Origin of the sequence: uncultured Desulfovibrio sp. (assembly GCF_944327235.1) — a bacterium.
Taxonomy (GTDB): Bacteria; Desulfobacterota; Desulfovibrionia; order Desulfovibrionales; family Desulfovibrionaceae; genus Desulfovibrio.
The window spans coordinates 1-19,319 of sequence record NZ_CALVHE010000022.1; the positions used below are offsets into that span (position 1 = coordinate 1).

At 66.6% G+C, this 19,319-nt stretch carries 17 protein-coding genes; 9 read left to right on the forward strand and 8 right to left on the reverse strand.

Going from position 1 to position 19,319, the window contains the following annotated elements; translation table 11 throughout:
• Positions 1-384 precede the first annotated feature (384 nt).
• From Q0K00_RS04995 to Q0K00_RS05035, 9 genes are all read left to right on the forward strand, one after another.
• Positions 385-2,826, forward strand: a complete 2,442-nt coding sequence (locus Q0K00_RS04995; protein ID WP_297227779.1) for a pyridine nucleotide-disulfide oxidoreductase/dicluster-binding protein — start codon at positions 385-387, stop codon at positions 2,824-2,826.
• Positions 2,823-3,038: a DVU_1557 family redox protein gene (locus tag Q0K00_RS05000; protein ID WP_297227781.1), complete on the forward strand. Its 216-nt coding sequence runs from the start codon at positions 2,823-2,825 to the stop codon at positions 3,036-3,038. Before Q0K00_RS04995 ends, Q0K00_RS05000 begins: the two co-directional genes overlap by 4 nt.
• On the forward strand, positions 3,038-3,868 hold the full coding sequence (gene trsM / locus Q0K00_RS05005; protein WP_297227783.1) for a DVU_1556 family methyltransferase: 831 nt from the start codon (positions 3,038-3,040) through the stop codon (positions 3,866-3,868). The genes Q0K00_RS05000 and trsM overlap by 1 nt, the downstream gene beginning before the upstream one ends.
• 15 nt (positions 3,869-3,883) lie before the next feature.
• The gene (locus tag Q0K00_RS05010; protein ID WP_297227785.1) at positions 3,884-4,369 is read left to right on the forward strand and encodes a DVU_1555 family C-GCAxxG-C-C protein; all 486 of its coding nucleotides are present in this window, start codon (positions 3,884-3,886) and stop codon (positions 4,367-4,369) included.
• The gene (trsS, locus tag Q0K00_RS05015) at positions 4,366-5,841 is read left to right on the forward strand and encodes a radical SAM (seleno)protein TrsS (RefSeq protein ID WP_297227786.1); all 1,476 of its coding nucleotides are present in this window, start codon (positions 4,366-4,368) and stop codon (positions 5,839-5,841) included. Before Q0K00_RS05010 ends, trsS begins: the two co-directional genes overlap by 4 nt.
• Positions 5,834-6,943, forward strand: a complete 1,110-nt coding sequence (locus Q0K00_RS05020; RefSeq protein ID WP_297227788.1) for a DVU_1553 family AMP-dependent CoA ligase — start codon at positions 5,834-5,836, stop codon at positions 6,941-6,943. Before trsS ends, Q0K00_RS05020 begins: the two co-directional genes overlap by 8 nt.
• Positions 6,944-7,047: 104 nt before the next feature.
• Positions 7,048-7,692 (forward strand): DUF559 domain-containing protein, encoded by a 645-nt coding sequence (locus Q0K00_RS05025; RefSeq protein WP_297227790.1) that lies wholly within the window; start codon positions 7,048-7,050, stop codon positions 7,690-7,692.
• Positions 7,693-7,811: 119 nt separating this feature from the next.
• Positions 7,812-9,020, forward strand: coding sequence for a DVU_1551 family NTP transferase (locus tag Q0K00_RS05030; protein ID WP_297227791.1), 1,209 nt, complete (start codon positions 7,812-7,814; stop codon positions 9,018-9,020).
• Complete coding sequence (locus Q0K00_RS05035; RefSeq protein ID WP_297227792.1) at positions 9,004-9,633, forward strand: histidine phosphatase family protein; 630 nt, start codon at positions 9,004-9,006, stop codon at positions 9,631-9,633. The genes Q0K00_RS05030 and Q0K00_RS05035 overlap by 17 nt, the downstream gene beginning before the upstream one ends.
• A 346-nt stretch (positions 9,634-9,979) precedes the next feature.
• Here the strand turns inward: Q0K00_RS05035 and Q0K00_RS05040 are convergent, their stop codons facing one another.
• The 8 genes from Q0K00_RS05040 to Q0K00_RS05075 all read right to left on the reverse strand — a co-directional run bounded on the left by Q0K00_RS05040 (position 9,980) and on the right by Q0K00_RS05075 (position 19,180).
• Positions 9,980-11,089 carry a DUF4198 domain-containing protein gene (locus tag Q0K00_RS05040; RefSeq protein ID WP_297227794.1) on the reverse strand — a complete coding sequence of 370 codons (1,110 nt, stop codon included), beginning with the start codon at positions 11,087-11,089 and terminating at the stop codon, positions 9,980-9,982.
• 321 nt (positions 11,090-11,410) lie between these two features.
• Complete coding sequence (locus Q0K00_RS05045; protein ID WP_297227795.1) at positions 11,411-12,115, reverse strand: ABC transporter ATP-binding protein; 705 nt, start codon at positions 12,113-12,115, stop codon at positions 11,411-11,413.
• A complete protein-coding gene (locus Q0K00_RS05050; RefSeq protein WP_297227797.1) occupies positions 12,108-12,938 on the reverse strand; it encodes an ABC transporter ATP-binding protein in 831 nt (276 codons plus the stop codon). The genes Q0K00_RS05045 and Q0K00_RS05050 overlap by 8 nt, the downstream gene beginning before the upstream one ends.
• Positions 12,935-14,155, reverse strand: a complete 1,221-nt coding sequence (locus tag Q0K00_RS05055; RefSeq protein ID WP_297227825.1) for a branched-chain amino acid ABC transporter permease — start codon at positions 14,153-14,155, stop codon at positions 12,935-12,937. Before Q0K00_RS05055 ends, Q0K00_RS05050 begins: the two co-directional genes overlap by 4 nt.
• Before the next feature lie 6 nt (positions 14,156-14,161).
• Entirely contained in the window at positions 14,162-15,070 is a 909-nt protein-coding gene (locus Q0K00_RS05060) for a branched-chain amino acid ABC transporter permease LivH (RefSeq protein ID WP_297227799.1), read from the reverse strand.
• An 87-nt stretch (positions 15,071-15,157) separates the two neighbouring features.
• Entirely contained in the window at positions 15,158-16,288 is a 1,131-nt protein-coding gene (locus Q0K00_RS05065) for a branched-chain amino acid ABC transporter substrate-binding protein (RefSeq protein WP_297227800.1), read from the reverse strand.
• Between the two features lie 221 nt (positions 16,289-16,509).
• Complete coding sequence (gene der, locus Q0K00_RS05070) at positions 16,510-17,886, reverse strand: ribosome biogenesis GTPase Der (protein ID WP_297227801.1); 1,377 nt, start codon at positions 17,884-17,886, stop codon at positions 16,510-16,512.
• 130 nt (positions 17,887-18,016) lie between these two features.
• Positions 18,017-19,180 (reverse strand): hypothetical protein, encoded by a 1,164-nt coding sequence (locus Q0K00_RS05075; RefSeq protein ID WP_297227803.1) that lies wholly within the window; start codon positions 19,178-19,180, stop codon positions 18,017-18,019.
• Between the last annotated feature and the right edge of the window lie 139 nt (positions 19,181-19,319).

The following is a 19,319-nucleotide window of genomic DNA, read 5'->3' on the forward strand; positions in this document are numbered from 1 at the left end:
TTCGTTTGGGGAGAAGGGAAACCCCTCGCTCTGCTGTCGATGCCCGTAGCTTCCTGCGTCGCAACGGGCACGGCCTACGGCCGCCTTTCGGTCGCCGCCGGCGCGGGAGGGCCCAGTCTTTTCGCAGCGAAGCGTGAAAAGACGTTCTCGTCATCCTTCCCCCGGTCCCCCATCCCTTCCCCTGCGCGCTTTCATCAGGGAGCAGGGCGCATCATCTGAAGGTATATCCTGACGGGTGTGTATACAGTTCGCCGCAAAATGATATTGGTTTGGAAAGGCCATTTCTTTTGATCTCTCCTTGAGGGAAGCGGGTTTTGGGGAAGAAAGGGGTTCCCCTTCCCCCCAAAAAGTAACCAGCACGAGTCACCCCATAGGGAACGCCATATGACCGTTTTTGATCAGGACTATCTGCGGCGGGCAGAGGCCCGCTGCACGCAGGAGAGCCCGCCGCGCTGCCGCCGGGACTGCCCGCTGGATCTTGATGTGCGGGCCTTTCTTGATCAGGCCGCGCAGGGCAAGTGGGCCGCGGCCCGCAAATTGCTGGAGCGCCACCTGCCGCTGCCGGAACTGTTCTGCCGCCTGTGCGATCATCCCTGCGAGGAGGGTTGCGCCCGGCGCGATCTCGGCGGTTCGCTGGACGTGCGCGGGCTTGAGGTCTTTTGCCTTGAGGCGCTGGGGCCGCAGTCCCGGCCGCTGCCCATGCCGCGCAAGAACAAGAGCATCACCGTGTTCGGCGCGGGATTGGCCGGGCTGGTGGCTGCCTGGGATCTGGCGGGCAAGGGCTACGGCGTGGTCATCGTCCATGACCGGCCCGTGGAGGCGGGGCTTGCCGAAGTTTTCCCGCTGGTGCCGGACATGGCTGTCCTTTGGGAGGCACAGCGGCAGACGCTGGAACGCAAGGGCGTGCGCTTTGAAGCGGCGGCGCTGGATGCCGCGCGCCTGACGCGGGCCTGTGCCGAGACGGACGCCGTGCTGGTGGACGCCGGGGCCGCGGCCGGACTTGCGCTGGAAGCGGCGGAAGTGGACGCCGCCACCCTGCACTGGCGGGATACGGTCTGCGTGGCGGGCCGCCCTTCACGGACGCCTGCGGGCATGAGTTATGCGTCAGCCTCCCGGCAGGCCGGGGAAGGGCGGCAGGCGGCCCGATCGCTGGAACGGCTGGCCGGGGGCGTCTCCCTGACCGCCGCCCGTGAGGAAAGCCCGCGCGAACTGCATACCCGTCTGGAGGGCATCGTGCCCGTGCCGCGCGTGGAGCCCGCCGCAGAGACCTACAGTGAGGCGGAAGCCCGGCAGGAGGCGGCGCGCTGCCTGCAGTGCCAGTGCCTCATCTGCGTGAAGCAGTGCCTGCTCCTGCAGAAGTACAAGGGCTATCCTCGCGTCTACGCCCGGCAGATGTTCAATAATGCCGCCATCGTCATGGGCTTGCACCTGGCCAATGAACTCATCAACGGCTGTACGCTCTGCGGGCAGTGCGAGGAGCTGTGCCCGGAGAAATTTTCCATGTCCGAGCTCTGCCTCACGTCCCGGCGGGACATGGTGGAACGGGGCTATATGCCGGCCTCGGCGCATGAGTTCGCCTTGGAGGACATGGAATCCGCCTGCGGCGAGGCCTGCGCCGTCCGCATCCCGCCGGACGCGCAGCCTGCGGACGGGGGAACGTCCGCCTCGCACGACGCCGCAGGGGGCGAGGGCTGGCTGTTCTTCCCCGGCTGTCAGCTTGCCGCTTCGCGCGGGGAGCAGGTGGAAGCCCTGTTCGACTGGTTGCGCGCGGCGCTGGCCGGAGCGGGCGAGTTCGCGCCGGGGCTGGCGCGCGGGCCGGTGGGCCTGCTGCTGCGCTGCTGCGGCATCCCGGCGCGCTGGGCCGGGCGGGAAGCGGACTTTGCCGCACAGACCTCCGCCTTGCGGGAACATTGGGAAGCCTGCGGCAGGCCCCGGCTGCTGGCGGCCTGTTCGTCCTGTCTGAGCGTGTTGCGGGAGGCGCTGCCCGAAGCTCGCCCGCTCTCGCTCTGGGAAGTGCTCGACGCGCTGCCCTGGCCGGGGACGGATGCGGCCCCGGCGCACGGGACGCTGAGCGTGCAGGACCCTTGCACGGCCCGGCATGACGCCGCGTGGCAGGCGGCCGTGCGCTCGCTGGCCCGCAAGGCCGGGGCCACGCTGGACGAACCCGTTCTCAGCGGCAGGGAAACGGCCTGTTGCGGCTACGGCGGTCTGGTCTGGTGCGCGCAGCCGGAACTGGCGGCATCCATGAGCGTGCGACGCGGCGAGGAGCTGGCGCACACGGCGCTCACCTCCTGCATCATGTGCCGGGACAGGCTCGTGGCCGGGGGCAAGGCGTCCCTGCATCTTTTCGATCTGTTGCCCCAGCTGGCCGGACAGCCTGCGGAGCCCGCACGTCCCGGTCCCGGGCTCTCGGCCCGGCGTGCCGCCCGCGCCGCCCTGCGTGAACGCCTTGTGCGGCGTTTCCCCGATTGCGGTACGCCGGTCCCCGACCGCATGGCCCGCTGGCTGCCGCTGCATATCCCGGAGGACGTGCTGCGCGAGATGGAGGCCCGGCACATCCTGCGGGAGGACGTGTGCGAAACCGTCACCCGCATCGAGCGGGAGGGCGCGTATTTCGTCAATGAAAGCAACGGGCATCGTCTGGGGGCCTGGCGGCCGCGACAGGTGACGTTCTGGGTGGAGTACAGCCCGGCGGCGGACGGCGCGGGCTTCGTGCTCCATGCGGCCTGGTGTCACCGTATGCGGGTCCCGGGCATCCTGACGGCGGACGGCCCGTCCGGCGGGTCCGTCTGTTGCGACGACGAAGGACAGGGAGGTCAGGCATGAGCATGGGACCCAATTACGCCCCGGACGGGGGGCCGTGGCGCTGCGGCCGCTGCGGCTGCGCGCTGGAGCAGGGCAAGGTGCAGGGCGAATATCTGCAGAGTGCCTTTGATGTCTTTTTGCCCCGCTGCCCGCGCTGCGGCCTGACCATGATCCCGCGCTCGCTGGCCGCAGGCAAGATGCTGGAAGTGGAACGCCTGCTGGAAGACAAGTGATGTCTCTGCCCTGGGCGCATCCCCTGTTTCGCGCCGTCAGCGGCGGAGAATGGCATCCCGGCGGCGCGGCGGCCACGGAACGCCTCTGGCGGGCCTGCCGGGCGGCGCTGACCGATGGTCCGGGCCACGGCACGGACGATGCGCGGGATGCCGCGCGACCGCTGCGGGTGCTGGACGCGGGCTGCGGCGAAGGCGCGGCGGCATTGCGGCTGGCGGCGGAAGGAGAGCGGGTCGTGGCTCTGGACAGGACGCCCCGATCCGGTTGGCGGCATCCTCCTTCCCCTGCGGCAGGCGCGGTGCGGCCGCTCTTTTGCGCGGCGGACATCCGCCACATCCCCCTGCGGGACGGCTGGGCCGATGTGGTGTTGTGTCAGTGCGTGGCCTCCCTCCTGCCGCGCCCGGAAAGCTTTTTGACCGAAGCGGTCCGCGTGCTGCGGCCCGGCGGGGTGCTGGGCTTCAGCGATCTGGTGCGGCGCGACGAGGCCGAAAGCCGTCCGGCGGACCGCGACACGGCGTCCATCGCTCCCGGCTCAGGGCGGCCGTCGGCGGATACGTCCGTCGTGTCCCTGTCCGGAGGCTGCGCCGCGGGGGCGCGGCGGCGGGAGGAATGGGAAGGGCTGCTGCGGACAGCCGGTCTCCGTCTCCTGTCCTTTTCGGACGAAAGCCGCGAACTTGCCCGACTGACGGCGCGGCTCGTCTGGTACGGGGACGGCGAGAGCCTGCGGCAACTCGGCCTTGACGGCGCGGCCGACTGCCGGTCAGTCTGTCGAAAAGGCAGCCGCCCGGGCTATGGCGTCTGGGTGGCCGTGAACGCGAGGCAGACGATCTGAGACAAGGAGAGAAAGATGCATCCGCTCATGCTGGAATTTTTGCCGTGGATACGGCAGGGCTATTGCTGCAGTCAGCTCTTGTTGTTGCTGCTCCTGCAGGCGCGCGGCGAGGAAGATCCCGCGCTGGTGCGCGCCATGCAGGGCCTGTGCGTGGGCATCGGCCATGCGGACGGCCCCTGCGGCCTGCTGACCGGCGGGGCCTGCGCGCTCGGCCTGCTGGCCGGCAAGGGAGCTGATCATGAGGAGGCGCATCCCCTGCTGGAAGCGGTGCTCAACGATTATGCCCAATGGTTCCGGGAACGCACGGCCGCTTTCGGCGGCTGTTCCTGCGACAGTGTGGCGGCGGGGCTGGCCGCCCAGCGCGGCGAAGCCGGGAACGGGACGGCGGGGCGGCCCGATCCCGCCGGTTGCGGCGACTTGCTGGCCGAGTCCTGGGAAAAGCTGCTGGAGCTGGCGCAGGCCTACGATCTGGACATCATGGCCCACGCGGAGCAGGCATGAGCGATCCCGTCCGCACGCTGCATCGCACGCAGAGCGTTTGTCCCGTCTGTCTGCGGCGCATCGACGCCGCCTATGTGCGGGAAGGGGAGACGGTCGTCTTTCGCAAGACCTGCCCCCAGCACGGGAGTTTTTCCGTGCCCGTCCTGCGGCGGACGGACGGCCTGCCTGCCTTCGAGGACTGGCAACGACCCAAGACGCCTTCCTATCCGGCCCGTCCCCTGACGGAGGCGGCACAGGGCTGCCCCTTTGACTGCGGCCTTTGCCCCGGCCATGCCCAGCACACCTGTACCGCCCTGCTGGAAGTGACCCTGCGTTGTGATATGGCCTGTCCGGTCTGCTACGCCGCGGCAGGCACGGCGGACGTGCCGCCGGACCCGTCCCCGGATGTGCTGGCTCGTCAGCTCGACCGTCTGCGGGAGGTCTCGCCGGGCTGCAACGTGCAGCTTTCCGGCGGAGAACCCACCCGGCGGGACGATCTTCCGGACATCATCCGGGCGGTGCGCGCGCGGGGCTTCGGGCTGGTGCAGGTCAACAGCAACGGGCTGCGCCTGGGGCGCGAAGCGTCCTATGCCGTTCGCCTGCGCGAGGCCGGGCTGGATTCGGTCTATCTGCAATGGGATGGCCCGGATGACGCCGCCTGCGCGCCCCTGCGCGGCACGCTGCCCGGCGAGAGCCTCATGGCCCGCAAGGCGGATGCCGTGCGGCATTGCGCGGCGGCCGGGCTGGGCGTGGTGCTGGTGGCCACCCTGATGCCGGAGGCCAATCTGTCCCGCCTGGGGGACCTGCTGCGTCAGGCCCTGCGGCTGGGGCCCGCCGTGCGCGGTCTGCATCTGCAACCGCTTTCCCGCTTCGGACGCTATCCCGGCGAACTGCTGACCGCGCCGCGACTGTCGCTCTTCGACGTGCTGGCCGCCCTTTGCGCGCAGGCCCCCGAGCTCGTGCGCCCGGAACATGTCCATCCGCCGGGCTGCGAGCACTCCCTGTGTTCTTTCAGCGCGGTCTATGCCCGTGAGACAGGCCCGGACGGCACGCCCGGTCTGCGCCTGCTCGCTGACGGCGCGTCCTCGTGTTGCGGGCCGACATCGCCCACCCGTCCGGCGGCAGCGCCGTTGCCGGTCCCTCTGGAAGCCGCCGAAGGGGCGCGCCGCTCCCGGCAGTTCGTGGCCGCGCACTGGGCGGGCGCGGGACGTATGCCCGTTCCCGACGCGGCTGCCGACGATTTCAGCCGTTTTCTGGCCCGGGCGGGCGTTGAACGGCGTTTCACCCTGTCCTGCATGGCCTTTCAGGACGCTCTTGATCTGGATGTGGAGCGCGTGCGCGGCTGCTGCATCCATGTCATGCGGCCCGACGGACGCATGGTCCCCTTCTGTCTGCATAATCTGACCGCCGTGGACGGGAGTATGCTCTATCCCGACCGTCTGCGACCGGCCCCGTCAGTCCCGGAGACCGGAGGCGGGCCGTCCCATGCCTGATGGCGCTCCCTTTGCCCATAGTCTCGATGCCTGGCTGGCCCGGCAGTGCGGCGCGCGCACGCCGGAAGAGCTGTGCGGCCGCCTTGCCCGGCGACAGCTGGAGCTGCTCAATGCCCGGCTGCGTCATGCGGCACGGCGCAGCCGGTTGTACGCACGCCGACTGGCCGACGAGGACGCGCCTCTGGCTTGCCTGTCGGAGGTATCGCGTCTGCCCTTCACCACGGCTGACGACCTGCGTCGCTGGGAGGACATGCTCTGCGTATCGCTTTCCGAAGTGGAACGCATGGTGACGGTCCAGACCTCCGGCAGCACGGGGACGCCCAAACGGCTGGCCTTCAGCCTGCATGATCTGGCCCGGACGCGGGATTTCTTTGCCGTGGGGATGCGCTTCCTCATCCGGCCCGGGCAGACGCTGCGGGTGCTCCTGCCCGGCGCGCACCGGCCGCAGGGCATAGCGGATCTGCTGCGGCAGGGCCTTGCCCCGCAGGGCATGGCGGTGGCGACGGACGAACGGCTGGCCGCCATGCTGCTCGAGGCGGGGGGAGAGGAGGGGCAGGTCCTTTCCCTGCGAAAGGACGACATTTGCGGCCCGGATGCGGCGGACGCCTGCGTGCTGCTCCTGCTGCCGCAACAGCTGCGGGGGCTGCTGCGCTGCTGCCCGGCGGCCCTGCCCGGCGTATCCGGCATCCTCAGCGCGGCCGACTGGCTGGACCCCGACCTGCGGACGGCGGCCCGGCAGGCGTGGGGCATCCCGGTGCTGGAACATTACGGCTCCACGGAAAGCGCCTTTGCCGGAGCCGTGGAATGCCCGGCCTGCGACGGTCTGCACTGGCAGGCGCTGGATCTGCTGCCGGAAGTGGTCGATCCTCGGAGCGGCGAACCTCTGCCGCCCGGACAGCCCGGCGAACTCGTCCTGACGACCCTGCAACGTGAAGCCCTGCCCCTCATCCGCTACCGCACCGGGGATATGGTCATCCTCACGGAAAGGCCCTGCGCCTGCGGCAGTCCGCTGCCGCGTCTCGAGCGGGTGCTGGGTCGCATCGTGCACGGGCCGGACGGGATAGCGGTGGGGCATCCGCCCAAGGGAGGAGGCGTCCGCTGACGGTCGGGGTGGCGCGCGGCTGGAGTTGTCGCCCGTCCTGCGCTACTTTTCCGGCGCGGCCTTTCCCGCGTGATGCGGCAAAAAAGGCGGCAAGGGAGCTGGATATGGAATACGCTGTCCTGTGTGCGCTCGCGCTGTTGTGCGGAGGTCTTTTTTACGCGAAGCGGCGGAGCGGCAAAGCGGGGAAAACGACTGCGGCGAAACGAGCCGGGCGCGACTGGCCCGCCACCTACGAGGAGGACGAGCGGGACATCATTTCTCGTTTCGGGGCGCTGCCCTGCGACGGCAGGCAGTGCGGCCGCGTGCGCTGCAGTCCGGTGGAACGCCTTTTCTGCCGGGATGTGCTGCGGCCGGTGGTGGGCAGGCATCATTTCTGCGGTCAGTACGAGATGCGGCTTTCTGCCGAGAAATACCGCATCGACTTTGCCGTCAACACCACGGACGGCCGCCGCCTCGCCCTTGAGCTGGATGGGTTCCGTACCCACGTCCGGGAGATGGACCCGGAGCAGTTCGGCAGGCAGCTCCGTCGTCAGAACGAACTCGTTCTGGCGGGCTGGCAGGTGCTGCGCTTTTCCTTTCGGCAGCTCACGCAGGAAACCGAGGCGTGTCGCCATGTCGTCCAGCGGGCGCTGGCGGCGTCCAGACCACCCGTGTTCACGCCGCAGCCGCCGTTCCGTGCACAGGAAAGCAGCCCCGCCGACAAGCGCGTGGTTCCGGCACGGGGAGGCAGTACGCGACGAGGGACGTAGGGCGTACAGAAGATAAGCCAAATAAACAGTACACGCTCCGCTTGCCTTTGGAGGCGGGGGTGTCCCATGTCCCTGCCTCTTCCCCCAAACGTACGCTGTGCAAAAAAGAGAGGGATCGTATGCCATATGCCGTGTTGATACTGGCCGCCGGGCAGGCGTCCCGCATGGGGCGCTGCAAGGCGCTGTTGCCGCTGACGGAAGACGCGGGCGACCATGCCCTGTCCCGTTTGGCGCGGCTCTGGTCCGGCGCTCGCGTCCGTCTGGCGGTGACGGGCTTCCATGCCGACGCCGTGGAAGCGGCCTGCGCGAGTCTGGGATGGGGAAGCGTCCGCAATCCGCGGCCTGAACGGGGCATGTTCTCCTCGGTGCGGACGGGCCTTGAGGAGATCGCGCGGATCGCGGCGGCCTCAGCTATCGACGGGGTCTTTCTGCAGCCTGTGGATGTGCCGCTGGTGCGTCCGCTCACCGTGGCCTGTCTGAGCGGGGCGGCGGCTGATTTCCCCGGTAGGGCGCTTATCCCGACGTTTGCGGGGACGGAAGGGCATCCGGTCTTTTTACCGATGGGGCTGCTGCCGTCCATCTTTGCCGCTGACGAAGAGGGCGGTCTGCGGGCCGTGCTGTCGCGTCTTCCCCTGCATCATGTGCCTGTGGCGGACGCGCTCATGCTGCGGGACATGGACACGCCGGACGACTACGCGGCCCTGCGCGCGCGGGCCGTCGAGACGGATATCCTTAGCGTCGCGGAAGCCGAGGAACTGCTGCGCCTGCGGGGCGTGCCGGAGCGCGGATCGCGACATGCGCGGGCCGTGGGGACCGTGGCGCGGGCGCTGGCGGTGGCGCTGGGGCGGGCACGGCGCGGCGCGTCCGTTCCTGATCCCGTCTGCTGTCATGTGGCCGGGCTGCTGCACGATGTCTGCAAGGGGGAGGCGGAACACGAGGCCGCCGGGGAGCGGCTGCTGCGAGGTTACGGACTGGAACGGCTGGCGGTCATCGTGGGCGCGCACCGGGACATGCTCCCTGTGCCCCCTGAAAAGCTGACGGAAAGGGAACTCGTCTTTCTGGCGGACAAATATTGTCGGGGCGGCGACTGGGTCAGCGTTGCGCAGCGCTTTGCCGACAAGCTGGAGCGCTATGCCGGGGATCAAGCCGCCTGTGCCGCCATCGAGGGCCGCCGGGAACGGGCCCTGCGCATGGAGGCCGCGCTTGCTGAAGCGTTGCGGCCGCTGGCGGACAGGGGCGAGGCGGCCGTCCCCGCGGATATTGCGCGGCGGGCGCTGGCTGACCGCGTAGCCGTCAGCGAGGACGGACGACATGCCGCTGCCGAATGAAGCGGAAGCGGGCGAGATCTGGTGCATACGGCACGGCAGGGTGACGGACGCCGTGCGGGGACGGCTGTACGGACGGCTGGACGTGCCGCTGCATCCGGCGGGCAGGGCGCAGATGCGGCGGGCGGCACGGGGATTCCTGCAACAGCGGCGCAGCCGGGGGGAGACGGGGACGCTGCCCGTGCGGGTCGTGAGTTCGCCCCTTTCCCGCTGCCGGGAGAGCGCGTCCCTCATGCTGTCCGAGCTGCGCGAGGCCGGCGAGGTCGTCCTTCCGCCGCTGACGGACGAGGCGCTGGTCGAGCTGGCGCTCGGTCGCTGGGAGGGCTTGCGCAAGGAGGATATCCGGCGTGATTTCCCGGCGGAATGGGCGGCGCGCGGGGCGGACATGGCCCTTGCGGCCCCGCCGGGCGGAGAAAGTTTTCAGGACGTGCAACGGCGCGCCCTCGCGGCGGTACGACGTCTGGCCGGAGCACATGCCGGGGAATGCCTGCTGCTCGTGAGCCATGCGGGGGTCATCCGCAGCCTCATGGCCCATGCCCTTGCCCTGCCGTTGCGCGAGGTGCTGGAACTGCGACTGCCGCCTGCCGCGCTGGTGCGGCTGCATCTCTTTGGGTGAGGTCTCCCCAGCGTTAGAGCTTTTTGCCTTTGAAAAAGGCAAAATGCGAGGCGGCGGCACAGCGCCGCCCGGCCGAAAGTGAGCGGAAAAAACACGCTTTTTCCGTAGTGTGAGGGCAGCGTCAGCATTGAAATCGGACACGATTCCAATGCGAATCCGCTCCATGCCGCCGCGTGCTGGTGAGCCGAAGGCCTCGGCACGGCTGTCACGCGCCGCACGGCGAAGGTGAGCGGGGACAGGCAACGCCCGGAATGGAAACAGGGGGAAGGCCGTTTCCGGTCTTCCCCCTGTCGCGTCCATGTCATGTCCCATCGGGTGCTTTGCGTCTTGTCAGTGGGGACGACGCCTACTTGTTCTTTTTCTTGGCGGGCTGCGGCTGGGCGGGACGCTGGCCGTCGGCGGCATCCACATAGACCCAGACGGAGCTGCCGATCTGCAGCGGGCGGGGATCGCCGTCATGGCCCTTGAGGGGCGTGCCGTCCATGATGGCGGTACAGCACCACCAGCCCGGTCGATTGAGCACCAGCGCGAATTCGCCGCGCTCATTGGTGCGTACGGTGACATCCTCATGCCAGCGGCTGGGCACCGGGCAATTTTCCAGATTGATGCGCTGGGCGCGGACGAGCGTCCCGGCGCTCGGCTTGCCGTGCGCCAGCACGCGACCGCTGAACAGGCAGGGATTGCTCAGGCCGAAAGGACGGCTCAGGGGAACGATCTCCACCGGCAGGCCCGCGGGGTATTCCCAGCCGACCTCCACGCCGTAGACCGGCAGGAAGCTCTTGACGTAATGCTGATCATAACGCTGGGCGGCCTCGTTCCACCACGGACGCGTCTCGATGATGAATTGGTAGAGGCCCGGCTTGTCCAGCGCCACATTGGCGCCCCAGGCCTTCTTGTCGAGGTACTGGGCCTCTTCCACGTCGCCCAGCAGATCCACCCGTTCCGGCTGCATCACCCCGTCCTTGGGCAGGGTATGCTCGTCGAAGCGCAGCACGGCAAAGAGCTGCGGCATGGTCATCTCTTCCGCCAGATGCCGGAACGGGTCCATGCGGGTCATCAGCACGTCCACTTCCTGCGCGATGCTGGGTGCAGACGGCTCGGCCTCGGGGACGGAGGTCTCGGCGGCCGTCGCGCCGTCCGCGGCCGCCTTGGCCGCCTCCGGCGTCGCGTCCGCTGCGGGGGCGGCGTCGCGCTGTGCGTCGTTCGCCTCTTCCGTCATCCCCGCCTTATCCTTTTTCTCCGCTGTTGCCGCGGGCGCGGGAGAAGATGCCGTGGCCTGCCTGTTCTTCTTGCCGTCATTCCGGTCATCGGCCTTGCCGTCAGACGCGGGGAGCGCGGCAGGCTCGATGCCGGGCTGGCTCGGGATGAGCAGGGTGACCGAAGCGCGGGCCGGGACCGTCGCGATCAGACCGCAGAACAGGACCGCCAGCAACAGAGCCGAAAGTGTCCGGGACATGCTTTTCCTCCATGAGCATTTTCAGTTTGGAACGCTTCGCGTCCCAAACCATACGGCCTGCCGTTTCGCGGAAAAAACGCGATCATCCCGCTTGGTCTGGGCCGGGCGGAGCTGTGCTGCCGCCTCGCGTTTTACCTTTTTCAAAGGCAAAACGCTCATGTGGGCAAACAGCCTAGAACAAAAGCGGAAAATTGTCATCTTGCGGTCCTGCTCCGCTCCGGGCCAGGGCGTGCCCCGGCGCGGCGGGGGAGTGCGGCGCGGACAGGGACGAAAAAAGGCCCCCGCTGTGGCAGGGGCCTTGCACGTACGGATGGAGCGCGCCTACATCCCGAGGTAGGCGGCGCGGATATCGCTGCTTTCCAGCAGTTTGGAGGCGGCGTCGCTCATGACGATGCGGCCGTTCTCCATGACGTAGCCCCGATGGGCGATGCGCAGGGCCTGATTGGCGTTCTGTTCCACCAGAAAGACCGTGGTGCCGTCGGCGTTGACCTTCTGGATGATCTTGAAGATCTGCTGGATGATGATGGGCGCAAGGCCGAGGGACGGCTCGTCCAGCAGGAGCAGCTTGGGCCGTCCCATGAGGGCGCGGCTGATGGCCAGCATCTGCTGTTCGCCGCCGGAGAGCGTGCCGCCCGCCTGCTTGCGCCGCTGGGCAAGGATGGGGAAGAGGTCAAAGACATAGTCCATGTCGCTGCGGATGCCTTGCTTGTCCTTGCGCAGGAAGGCCCCCAGATCGAGGTTCTCGCGTACGCTGAGATCCGGGAAGATGAGACGGCCTTCCGGCACCTGAGAGATGCCGAGCTTGACGATCTCATTGGGCGGCAGGTTGTGGATGGGCTCGCCGTTCCAGAGGATCTCGCCCTTGCGGGGGCGGTTGATGCCGCAGATGGTCATGAGCGTGGTGGACTTGCCCGCGCCGTTGGCCCCGATGAGCGTGACGATCTCGCCGTCGTCCACGCGCAGGGATACGTCGCGCAGGGCCTGGATGTTGCCGTAAAAGGTATCAATGCCCTTGACTTCAAGCATCGTCGCTTTCTCCCAGATAGGCCTGAATGACGCGGGGATTGCTGCGCACCTCTTCCGGGGTGCCGTAGGCGATGCGCGAGCCGTATTCCATCACATAGATGCGGTCCGAAAGGGACATGACCATGCCCATATCGTGCTCGATGAGCAGGATGGAGAGCTTGAGGCGGCTGCGCAGATCGCGGACAAGGGCCTCCAGTTCCTGCGTCTCGTGCGGGTTCATGCCCGCGGCGGGCTCGTCCAGCAGGAGCATACGCGGTTCGGTGGCCAGCGCACGGGCGATCTCCAACCGCCGTTGCGCCCCGTAGGAGAGGTTGCGGGCCGATTCGTTCCAGAGGTGCGCCAGGTTGACGGTCTCCAGCAGGGCATAGGAGCGGTCGATGGTGTCCTGTTCCTCCCGGCGGGTGCGGGCGTTGCGGGTGAGCGCCCCCCAGATGCCGGCGTGCGTACGGCAGTGGCGGCCGATCATCACGTTCTCCAGCACGGTCATGTCCCCGAACAGGCGGATGTTCTGGAAGGTGCGGGCCATGCCCATGCTGGTGATGATGTGCGGCTTCTTGCCGTTGAGCAGCTGTTTTTTGCCGTTGGCGTCATAGAGGAAGATCTGCCCCTCGGTGGGGGTATAGATGCCGGTGACGCAGTTGAAGAAGGTCGTCTTGCCCGCGCCGTTGGGGCCGATGAGGGCGACGATCTCCCCTTCGTTGATGGTCACGTCCAGATCGTTGAGAGCGCGCAGACCGCCGAAGTCGCGGGAGAGCCCCTCGACGACGAGGACCTGACGGGGACCGGCGGTCGTCTGTGCGTCGTGCTTGGCGAGATTGTTCATGCCTGCTCTCCCTTGAGGGCGTTGATGCGGTATTTGCGGCGTTCGCCGGTGACCAGGCCCTGCGGCCGGAAGATCATCATGATGACCATGATGGCACCGAAGATGAGCATACGATAGTCCGAGAAGGCGCGCAGGTATTCCGGGGCAAGGATGAGGATGAGGGCCGCGATGACCACGCCTACGATGGAACCCATGCCGCCCAGCACCACCATAGACAGGATCATGGCCGACTCCATGAAGGTGAAGCTGGCCGGATTGATGAAGGTGCTCTTGGCGGCGAAGATGACGCCGGCGAAACCGGCCCAGCAGGAGCTGAGGGCAAAGGCGGAGAGTTTGACTCGCGCCAGATCGATGCCCATGGCCTCGCAGGCGATCTCATCCTCGCGCAGGGCCTGCAGGGCAAGGCCCACACGGGAATTCTTCAGGCGGGTGATGACCACGATGGTCAGGATGACCGCCAGAAGGACGAGGTAATAGATGAAGATGGTGTTGTCCTCGATGGAGAGCTGTTTGCCGAAGAAGCTGGGACCGGGGATGTTCTTGATGCCGCCGGAACCGCCCGTGAGGCTGGTCCAGTTGAGCAGGGTGAGGCGGACGATCTCACCGAAACCGAGGGTCACGATGGCCAGATAGTCGCCCCGCAGCCGCAGCACGGGGAAACCCAGCGCCAGGCCGAAGAGCACGGCCAGCAGGCCGCCCACGGGCAGACAGGCCCAGAAGCCGAGTCCGAAGAACTGGTTGAGCAGAGCGTAGGCATAGGCTCCCACGGCGTAGAAGGCCACATAGCCCAGCACGAGCTGTCCGGCGATGCCCACGGCGATGTTCAGGCCCAGCGCCAGCATGACGTAGAGCAGGGCCAGGATCATGATATTGGTCTGGTAGAAGGAACTCACCAGCGGCATGACCAGCATGACGAGCAGCAGCACGGTCAGAGAAACGGCACGGCTGCGGCTGTCCCGCAGGGGCAGGCTGCACAGGCGGCCAAGGGTCGCGCCCATGCCGGAGGGCAGGGCGATGAGGGGCAGGCCGCGTCCCTTGCGGCTGAAACACCAGTTCCAGAGCAGGGAAAGGAAGAAAATGGCCACGCCCAGCAGGATGATGCGGTCGAACTGCCACTCCACGGTCTGCTCGACCGTGTTGAGCTTGATGCCCATGACCGGGAAGGTCAGGATCATGAACCAGATGGAGGCAAGGATGGCTTTGCTGACAGGACGCATCATGGCTTACACCTTCTGTACCTTTGCCTTGCCGAGGATGCCGTCAGGGCGGAAGATGAGGATGAAAATGAGCAGGGCGAAGGCCAGCGCGTCTTCATAGTTGCCGGAGATGTAGCCGGTGGTGAAGCTCTCCGCGATGCCGAGCACCAGACCGCCCACCACGGCGCCGGGGATGGAGCCGATGCCGCCCAGCACGGCGGCGGTGAAGGCCTTGAGGCCCGCCAGGAAGCCGATGCTGAAGTTCACCTGCCCCATGTGGGAGGCGATGAGCACGCCGCCCAGCGCCGCCAGCGCGGAGCCGACGATGAAGGTCAGGGAGATGATGCGGTCGGCGTTGATGCCCAGCAGGAGCGCCATCTTGCGGTTCTGGGCCGTGGCGCGCATGGCCTTGCCCATCTTGGTGTAGCGGATGAAGAGCGTCAGGGCGACCATGGCCAGCATACTGCAGACGAGGATGAGGAAGTCGCTGGGCCCCATGATGTTGTCGATGTAGTCCAGGAATTCCATGTCCGGCAGCAGGCGCGGGAAGGGCAGATACTCGGAGGTCTGGGCCAGCAGCACATAGTTCTGGAGGAAGATGGACATGCCGATGGCGGAGATGAGCGGCGAGAGGCGCGGCGCGCCGCGCAGGGGCTTGTAGGCGACCTTTTCCAGCGTGAAGCCGTAGGCGGCGCTCCAGATGATGGCGGCCAGCGCGGCCACTACGAGGATGCCGCCCGCCGGGAAGCCCATGATGCCCAGCACCCCGGCCACCAGCAGGGCCGTGAAGGCGCCGAGCATGTAGATTTCGCCATGCGCGAAGTTGATGAGCTCGATGATGCCGTACACCAGCGTATAGCCCAGGGCAATGAGCGCGTAGATGCTGCCGCGGGTAAGACCGCTGAAGAAAAGTTCAATGAAATATTGGACGTCCATGCCGTTCTTGTGTGCTGCGGTTCGCCCGGGGCGCAACGGGCAAAAGGGCGCGGAGGCCATGCCTCCGCGCCCGTGCGCCGATGTCGGTTAGTGCAGGGTGATGGTGTGGTCGGTCTCCACGAACTTGCCGCCCTTGACCACATAGACGGACAGGCCGAGACCGGCGGCGTCGCCGCTCTTGTTGAAGGAGAGCTTGCCCAGCGGGGTCTCCACTTCATTGCTCTTGAGGGCTTCGAGCAGCTTGGCGGTATCGGTGCCGCCGCTGGTCTCGATGGCCTTGAGGATGGCCTGCATGGCGGCATAGGCATTGTAGAAGCCGAAGCCGGGTTCGGTGCCGAACTGCTTCACATGGGCTTCACGGGCCTTCTTGTACATCTCGAGGGAGCTGGTGTCCTTGGGATAGGAGGCCAGCACGCCTTCGCTGTCCTTGCCGGTCATCTTGAGGAAGGTCTCATCCTTCACGCCGTCGGGGCCCATGAGGGGCGTGTCCACGCGGTCGCGGCGCATCTGCTGCACGAGCTTGGAGGCCGTGGGCTGATAGCCGCCGAAGACGAGCACGTCGGCCTTGGCGCGGCGCAGCTTGCGCACCACGGAGGAAAAGTCCACGGCGTCGGGGGTCACGGCTTCGAAGAGCACGGTCTCGATGCCGGCCTTTTCAAGGATGTTGCGGTTCTGGGTGGCGAAGCCCTTGCCGTATTCGCCGTTGTCGTGCAGGTAGGCCACCTTCTTGGCCTTCATCACGTCCTTGATGTAGCTGCTGGTCAGTTCGGCCTGGGCGTTGTCATGCGCCACGGTGCGCAGGAAGTAGGGGTGCTTGCCTTCCAGCGTCAGCGCGGGCGTGGTGGCCGTGGGGGAGATGCTGATGAGCTTGGCGCTTTCGAACATGGGCAGCGCGGCATTGGTGGGGCCGGAGCAGATGGGGCCCATGACCGCGGCCACGCCGTCGGAGATCAGCTTGGTGGCGGCGTTGGTCGCCAGTTCGGGCTTGCACTGGTCGTCCTGGGCCACGAGTTCGACCTTCTTGCCCAGGATGCCGCCCTTGGCGTTGGCTTCTTCAATGACGAGCTTGGCGGCATTGAGGCTGGGCACGCCATAGGAGGCGAGGTCGCCGGAATGCGCGCCCTGCACGCCGATCTTGATGGTGTCTTCCGCCAGCGCCGGGGCCGCGAGCGCCGTGGTCAGCAGAGCCGCGGCGAGCCAGGAAATGCCTTTTTTCATCGTGCTTCTCCTCACGAAAAAAAGTTGCACACGACCACGCCGCGGGCCATACCCCGTGGCGTAGCGTCAAAGTTGAGCAGCAATCCTAGCCGCAGTACAGGGGCTTGTCAACGAATCCCCTTGTCCGGCGCGGCACGACGGCGTTTTTTCCTTTCCCGTCCTTTCCTCCGCCGGATGGGCCGCATCCGGCGGAGGCGGATAGCCTGCGGGGGGACCGCTCCCTATTTTTTGTCTTTTTTGTGGCTGGAGCGCAGCCGGATGCGCATGGGCGCATGGCTGATGCCGAAGATCTTGCGCAGGGAGCGTTCCAGATAGCGGGCATAGCTCTCTGGCACCCGTTCGGCATCGCTCACGAAGAAAACGAAGGTCGGGGGCTGTGTCTCCGCCTGGGTGAGATAGAAGAACTTGGCCCGCACGCGCTTGACCACCGGCGGCTGATGGCGGGCCAGCACGTCCTCCATGGCCCGGTTGAGCTGCCCGGTGGGCACGCGCACGCCGCATTCTTCATGGATGGTGCGCGCCAGCGGCAGGATCTTCTCCAGCCCCTTGCCGGTCAGGGCGGACACGGGCAGGATGGGCACATGGCCGCAGAAGGCCAGCATCTGCCGCACGTTCTTCTCCAGCTGGCGCAGGGCCCCGGCGGGGACGAGATCGCACTTGTTGATGAGCACCATGAAGGGGATCTTGCGGTTGTCCAGCAGATCCATGAGGCGCTTGTCCTGCTGGCTCACCTGTTCGGTGGCGTCCAGCGTCAGCAGGGTGACGTCGGCCTTGGTGGTGGACTTGATGGCCGCATTGACCGAATATTTTTCCACGATGTCCGTGATGCGCGTACGGCGGCGCACGCCGGCGGTATCCACGAAGATATAGTCGCGGCCGTCCTTGGTGAAACGCACGTCCACGCTGTCCCGCGTGGTGCCCGCCACGTCGGAGACGATCATGCGGTCCTCGCCGGACAGGGCGTTGATGAGGGAGGACTTGCCCGCATTGGGGCGACCCAGCATGGCCAGACGCAGGGGGGCGTCCTCCTCGCTTGTCGCGTTTTCGTCGTTTTCGTCCGTGTCGGGCAGCAGGGCGGCCAGTTCTTCGACCAGCGCGCGGATGTTGTGCCCGTGCTCGGCGGAAACGGCCAGCACCGGGAAGCCCAGCGCATGGAATTCGGCAAGCTGCTCGTCCTCTCGCTCGATGCCGTCCACCTTGTTGACCACGCAGAGGGTCGGCAGGCCCATGCGGCGCACATGGGCGGCCAGGAATTCGTCCAGCGGCAGGAGGCCGTCGCGCGCGTCCACCACGAAGGCCACGGCGCAGGCGTCCCGCATGGCGGCCTCGGCCTGACGCAGGATGTCGGCCTCGAAACCGCGGATGCCTTCGGGCCCTTCGGCCACGGCGGCATGGGCGTCCAGCGTGATGCCGCCGGTATCCACCACCTGAAAGTCGGACAGGCCCTTGCGGCGCACGGTCCCTTCCATGCGGTCGCGGGTGACGCCGGGGCGGTCGTGCGTGATGGCGCGATTGCTGCGGATCAGACGGTTGAAGAGGGTGGACTTGCCCACGTTGGGGCGGCCCACCAGTACGATGCTGGGCAAGGGTGCTGCCATGGCGCTGTCCTCATTGTCGGGGGTTCGGCGGGGGCGGGCGCTGCGCCCCGGCGCGGGAAGTGCCCCCTATAGCATCGAACGCCGCAAGAGGGAAGGGCCCGGCAGGGACCGTGGCCGGGCCGCCCGCGGGCTACTTTGGGGTCGCGCTCCGGGCCTCGTCCCCCGCTTGCGCGGCAAAGGCGGCGCGCATTTCCGCAAGCATCGTCTTGGCCCGGGCGTACAGGGCGTCGTAGGCTTCCTTCCTGGCGATCATGTCGGCCTTGATGCGCTTGAATTCCTGTTCCGCCTCGCGGCTGGCGTCCTCGTATTCCTTCCGGGTCAGGCAGGCTTCCGGGAAATTTTCATTGTTGCCTTCCATCATGGCCTTCGCAATTTTATTGTTGAGTCGCAACATTGGTGAATTATCATCCATTTTTGCATAAATGATCCCGTAATATATACTGGATTTGCAGTTAGCATAATGCGGAAGATTGTTTGCTTCATTGGGGATACAAACTCCGCGCAGCATGTTTGCGGCAGGCACGAGTCCCAGTCGCATACTTTTGGAGAACATCTCGAAGCATTTTTTTTCATCATACAGCTTGGGATCAGGATTGCGATACACGCAGCCGCATATGTAACTGGCGCGTGCCGAGCCGTGGAAGGCCGCCGCACTCATCCAGTAACGAAACTCTTGGTAGTCCTTTGGGTTATCGGTTGGAGAGGGAAAGATCGGGAAGCCGGGGTCCTTGGGGATTTGAAAGGTTTTGTCCGGGTAGGGAACTGAAAGGTAGGCCGAGGCGTACATGGCTTCAGGATGCCCAAGTCTGGCCGCCTTGCGCAGGACGTCCGTCGCCATCTGCTGCAGCCTCTTTCTGGGAAGTCCGTCCGCCTTGCTGCATTCGAACAGGGCCGCGCCGATGCGGAACCAGGCTTCCTTTTCACCCAGCATACGCACGGCCCAGTCCTCCCAGAAGGCGGCGGGAGCACCGAAGAGCGGAGGGCGGTTTTCCTTTTCGGCCAGTCTACTCAGCGCGGCCAGCGCAAAGAGGGCGTCCATGTCCCCGTTCAGGACCTGTTTACGCAGGGCCGCCGCTCCCTGCATATCATTCTCCCGATAGAGAGCGGCCGCCCCCCGGATATAGGCAGGCAAAACTTCCTGATCCGGGATGATGAACAGGGTAGTTATCTCTCTAACGGGCAGAATTCCGTAAGGCAGAATTCCGTCATCGTAGGTAAAAAGATCCTTGGCGTGCGTCAGACCCGGGACAAGACAGAGGCAGATGGCAAGGAAAAGGATGCGGAGCATCGGCATGGCGTACCTCACAAGGATAACAGGGTGGAGTCTCGTGTCGGCGGGAACGCTATCGCAGTACCTTGGCAGATTTTTTTTCTCCCGCTGAGCCAAGGGCGGATGCGGCAGGCTATCCGACGGCGCACGCCGTCCGGGTGGC

Excerpts from the sequence above, each read along its gene's own strand:
- Q0K00_RS05020 (WP_297227788.1), top strand. The coding sequence starts at position 5,834 with ATGCCTGATGGCGCTCCCTTTGCCCATAGTCTCGATGCCTGGCTGGCC.
- Q0K00_RS05065 (WP_297227800.1), bottom strand. The coding sequence starts at position 16,288 with ATGAAAAAAGGCATTTCCTGGCTCGCCGCGGCTCTGCTGACCACGGCG.
- Q0K00_RS05055 (WP_297227825.1), bottom strand. The coding sequence starts at position 14,155 with ATGCGTCCTGTCAGCAAAGCCATCCTTGCCTCCATCTGGTTCATGATC.
- trsS (WP_297227786.1), top strand. The coding sequence starts at position 4,366 with ATGAGCGATCCCGTCCGCACGCTGCATCGCACGCAGAGCGTTTGTCCC.
- Q0K00_RS05030 (WP_297227791.1), top strand. The coding sequence starts at position 7,812 with ATGCCATATGCCGTGTTGATACTGGCCGCCGGGCAGGCGTCCCGCATG.
- der (WP_297227801.1), bottom strand. The coding sequence starts at position 17,886 with ATGGCAGCACCCTTGCCCAGCATCGTACTGGTGGGCCGCCCCAACGTG.
- Q0K00_RS05050 (WP_297227797.1), bottom strand. The coding sequence starts at position 12,938 with ATGAACAATCTCGCCAAGCACGACGCACAGACGACCGCCGGTCCCCGT.
- Q0K00_RS05045 (WP_297227795.1), bottom strand. The coding sequence starts at position 12,115 with ATGCTTGAAGTCAAGGGCATTGATACCTTTTACGGCAACATCCAGGCC.
- Q0K00_RS05010 (WP_297227785.1), top strand. The coding sequence starts at position 3,884 with ATGCATCCGCTCATGCTGGAATTTTTGCCGTGGATACGGCAGGGCTAT.
- Q0K00_RS05035 (WP_297227792.1), top strand. The coding sequence starts at position 9,004 with ATGCCGCTGCCGAATGAAGCGGAAGCGGGCGAGATCTGGTGCATACGG.
- trsM (WP_297227783.1), top strand. The coding sequence starts at position 3,038 with ATGTCTCTGCCCTGGGCGCATCCCCTGTTTCGCGCCGTCAGCGGCGGA.
- Q0K00_RS05025 (WP_297227790.1), top strand. The coding sequence starts at position 7,048 with ATGGAATACGCTGTCCTGTGTGCGCTCGCGCTGTTGTGCGGAGGTCTT.
- Q0K00_RS05040 (WP_297227794.1), bottom strand. The coding sequence starts at position 11,089 with ATGTCCCGGACACTTTCGGCTCTGTTGCTGGCGGTCCTGTTCTGCGGT.
- Q0K00_RS05000 (WP_297227781.1), top strand. The coding sequence starts at position 2,823 with ATGAGCATGGGACCCAATTACGCCCCGGACGGGGGGCCGTGGCGCTGC.
- Q0K00_RS05060 (WP_297227799.1), bottom strand. The coding sequence starts at position 15,070 with ATGGACGTCCAATATTTCATTGAACTTTTCTTCAGCGGTCTTACCCGC.
- Q0K00_RS05075 (WP_297227803.1), bottom strand. The coding sequence starts at position 19,180 with ATGCCGATGCTCCGCATCCTTTTCCTTGCCATCTGCCTCTGTCTTGTC.
- Q0K00_RS04995 (WP_297227779.1), top strand. The coding sequence starts at position 385 with ATGACCGTTTTTGATCAGGACTATCTGCGGCGGGCAGAGGCCCGCTGC.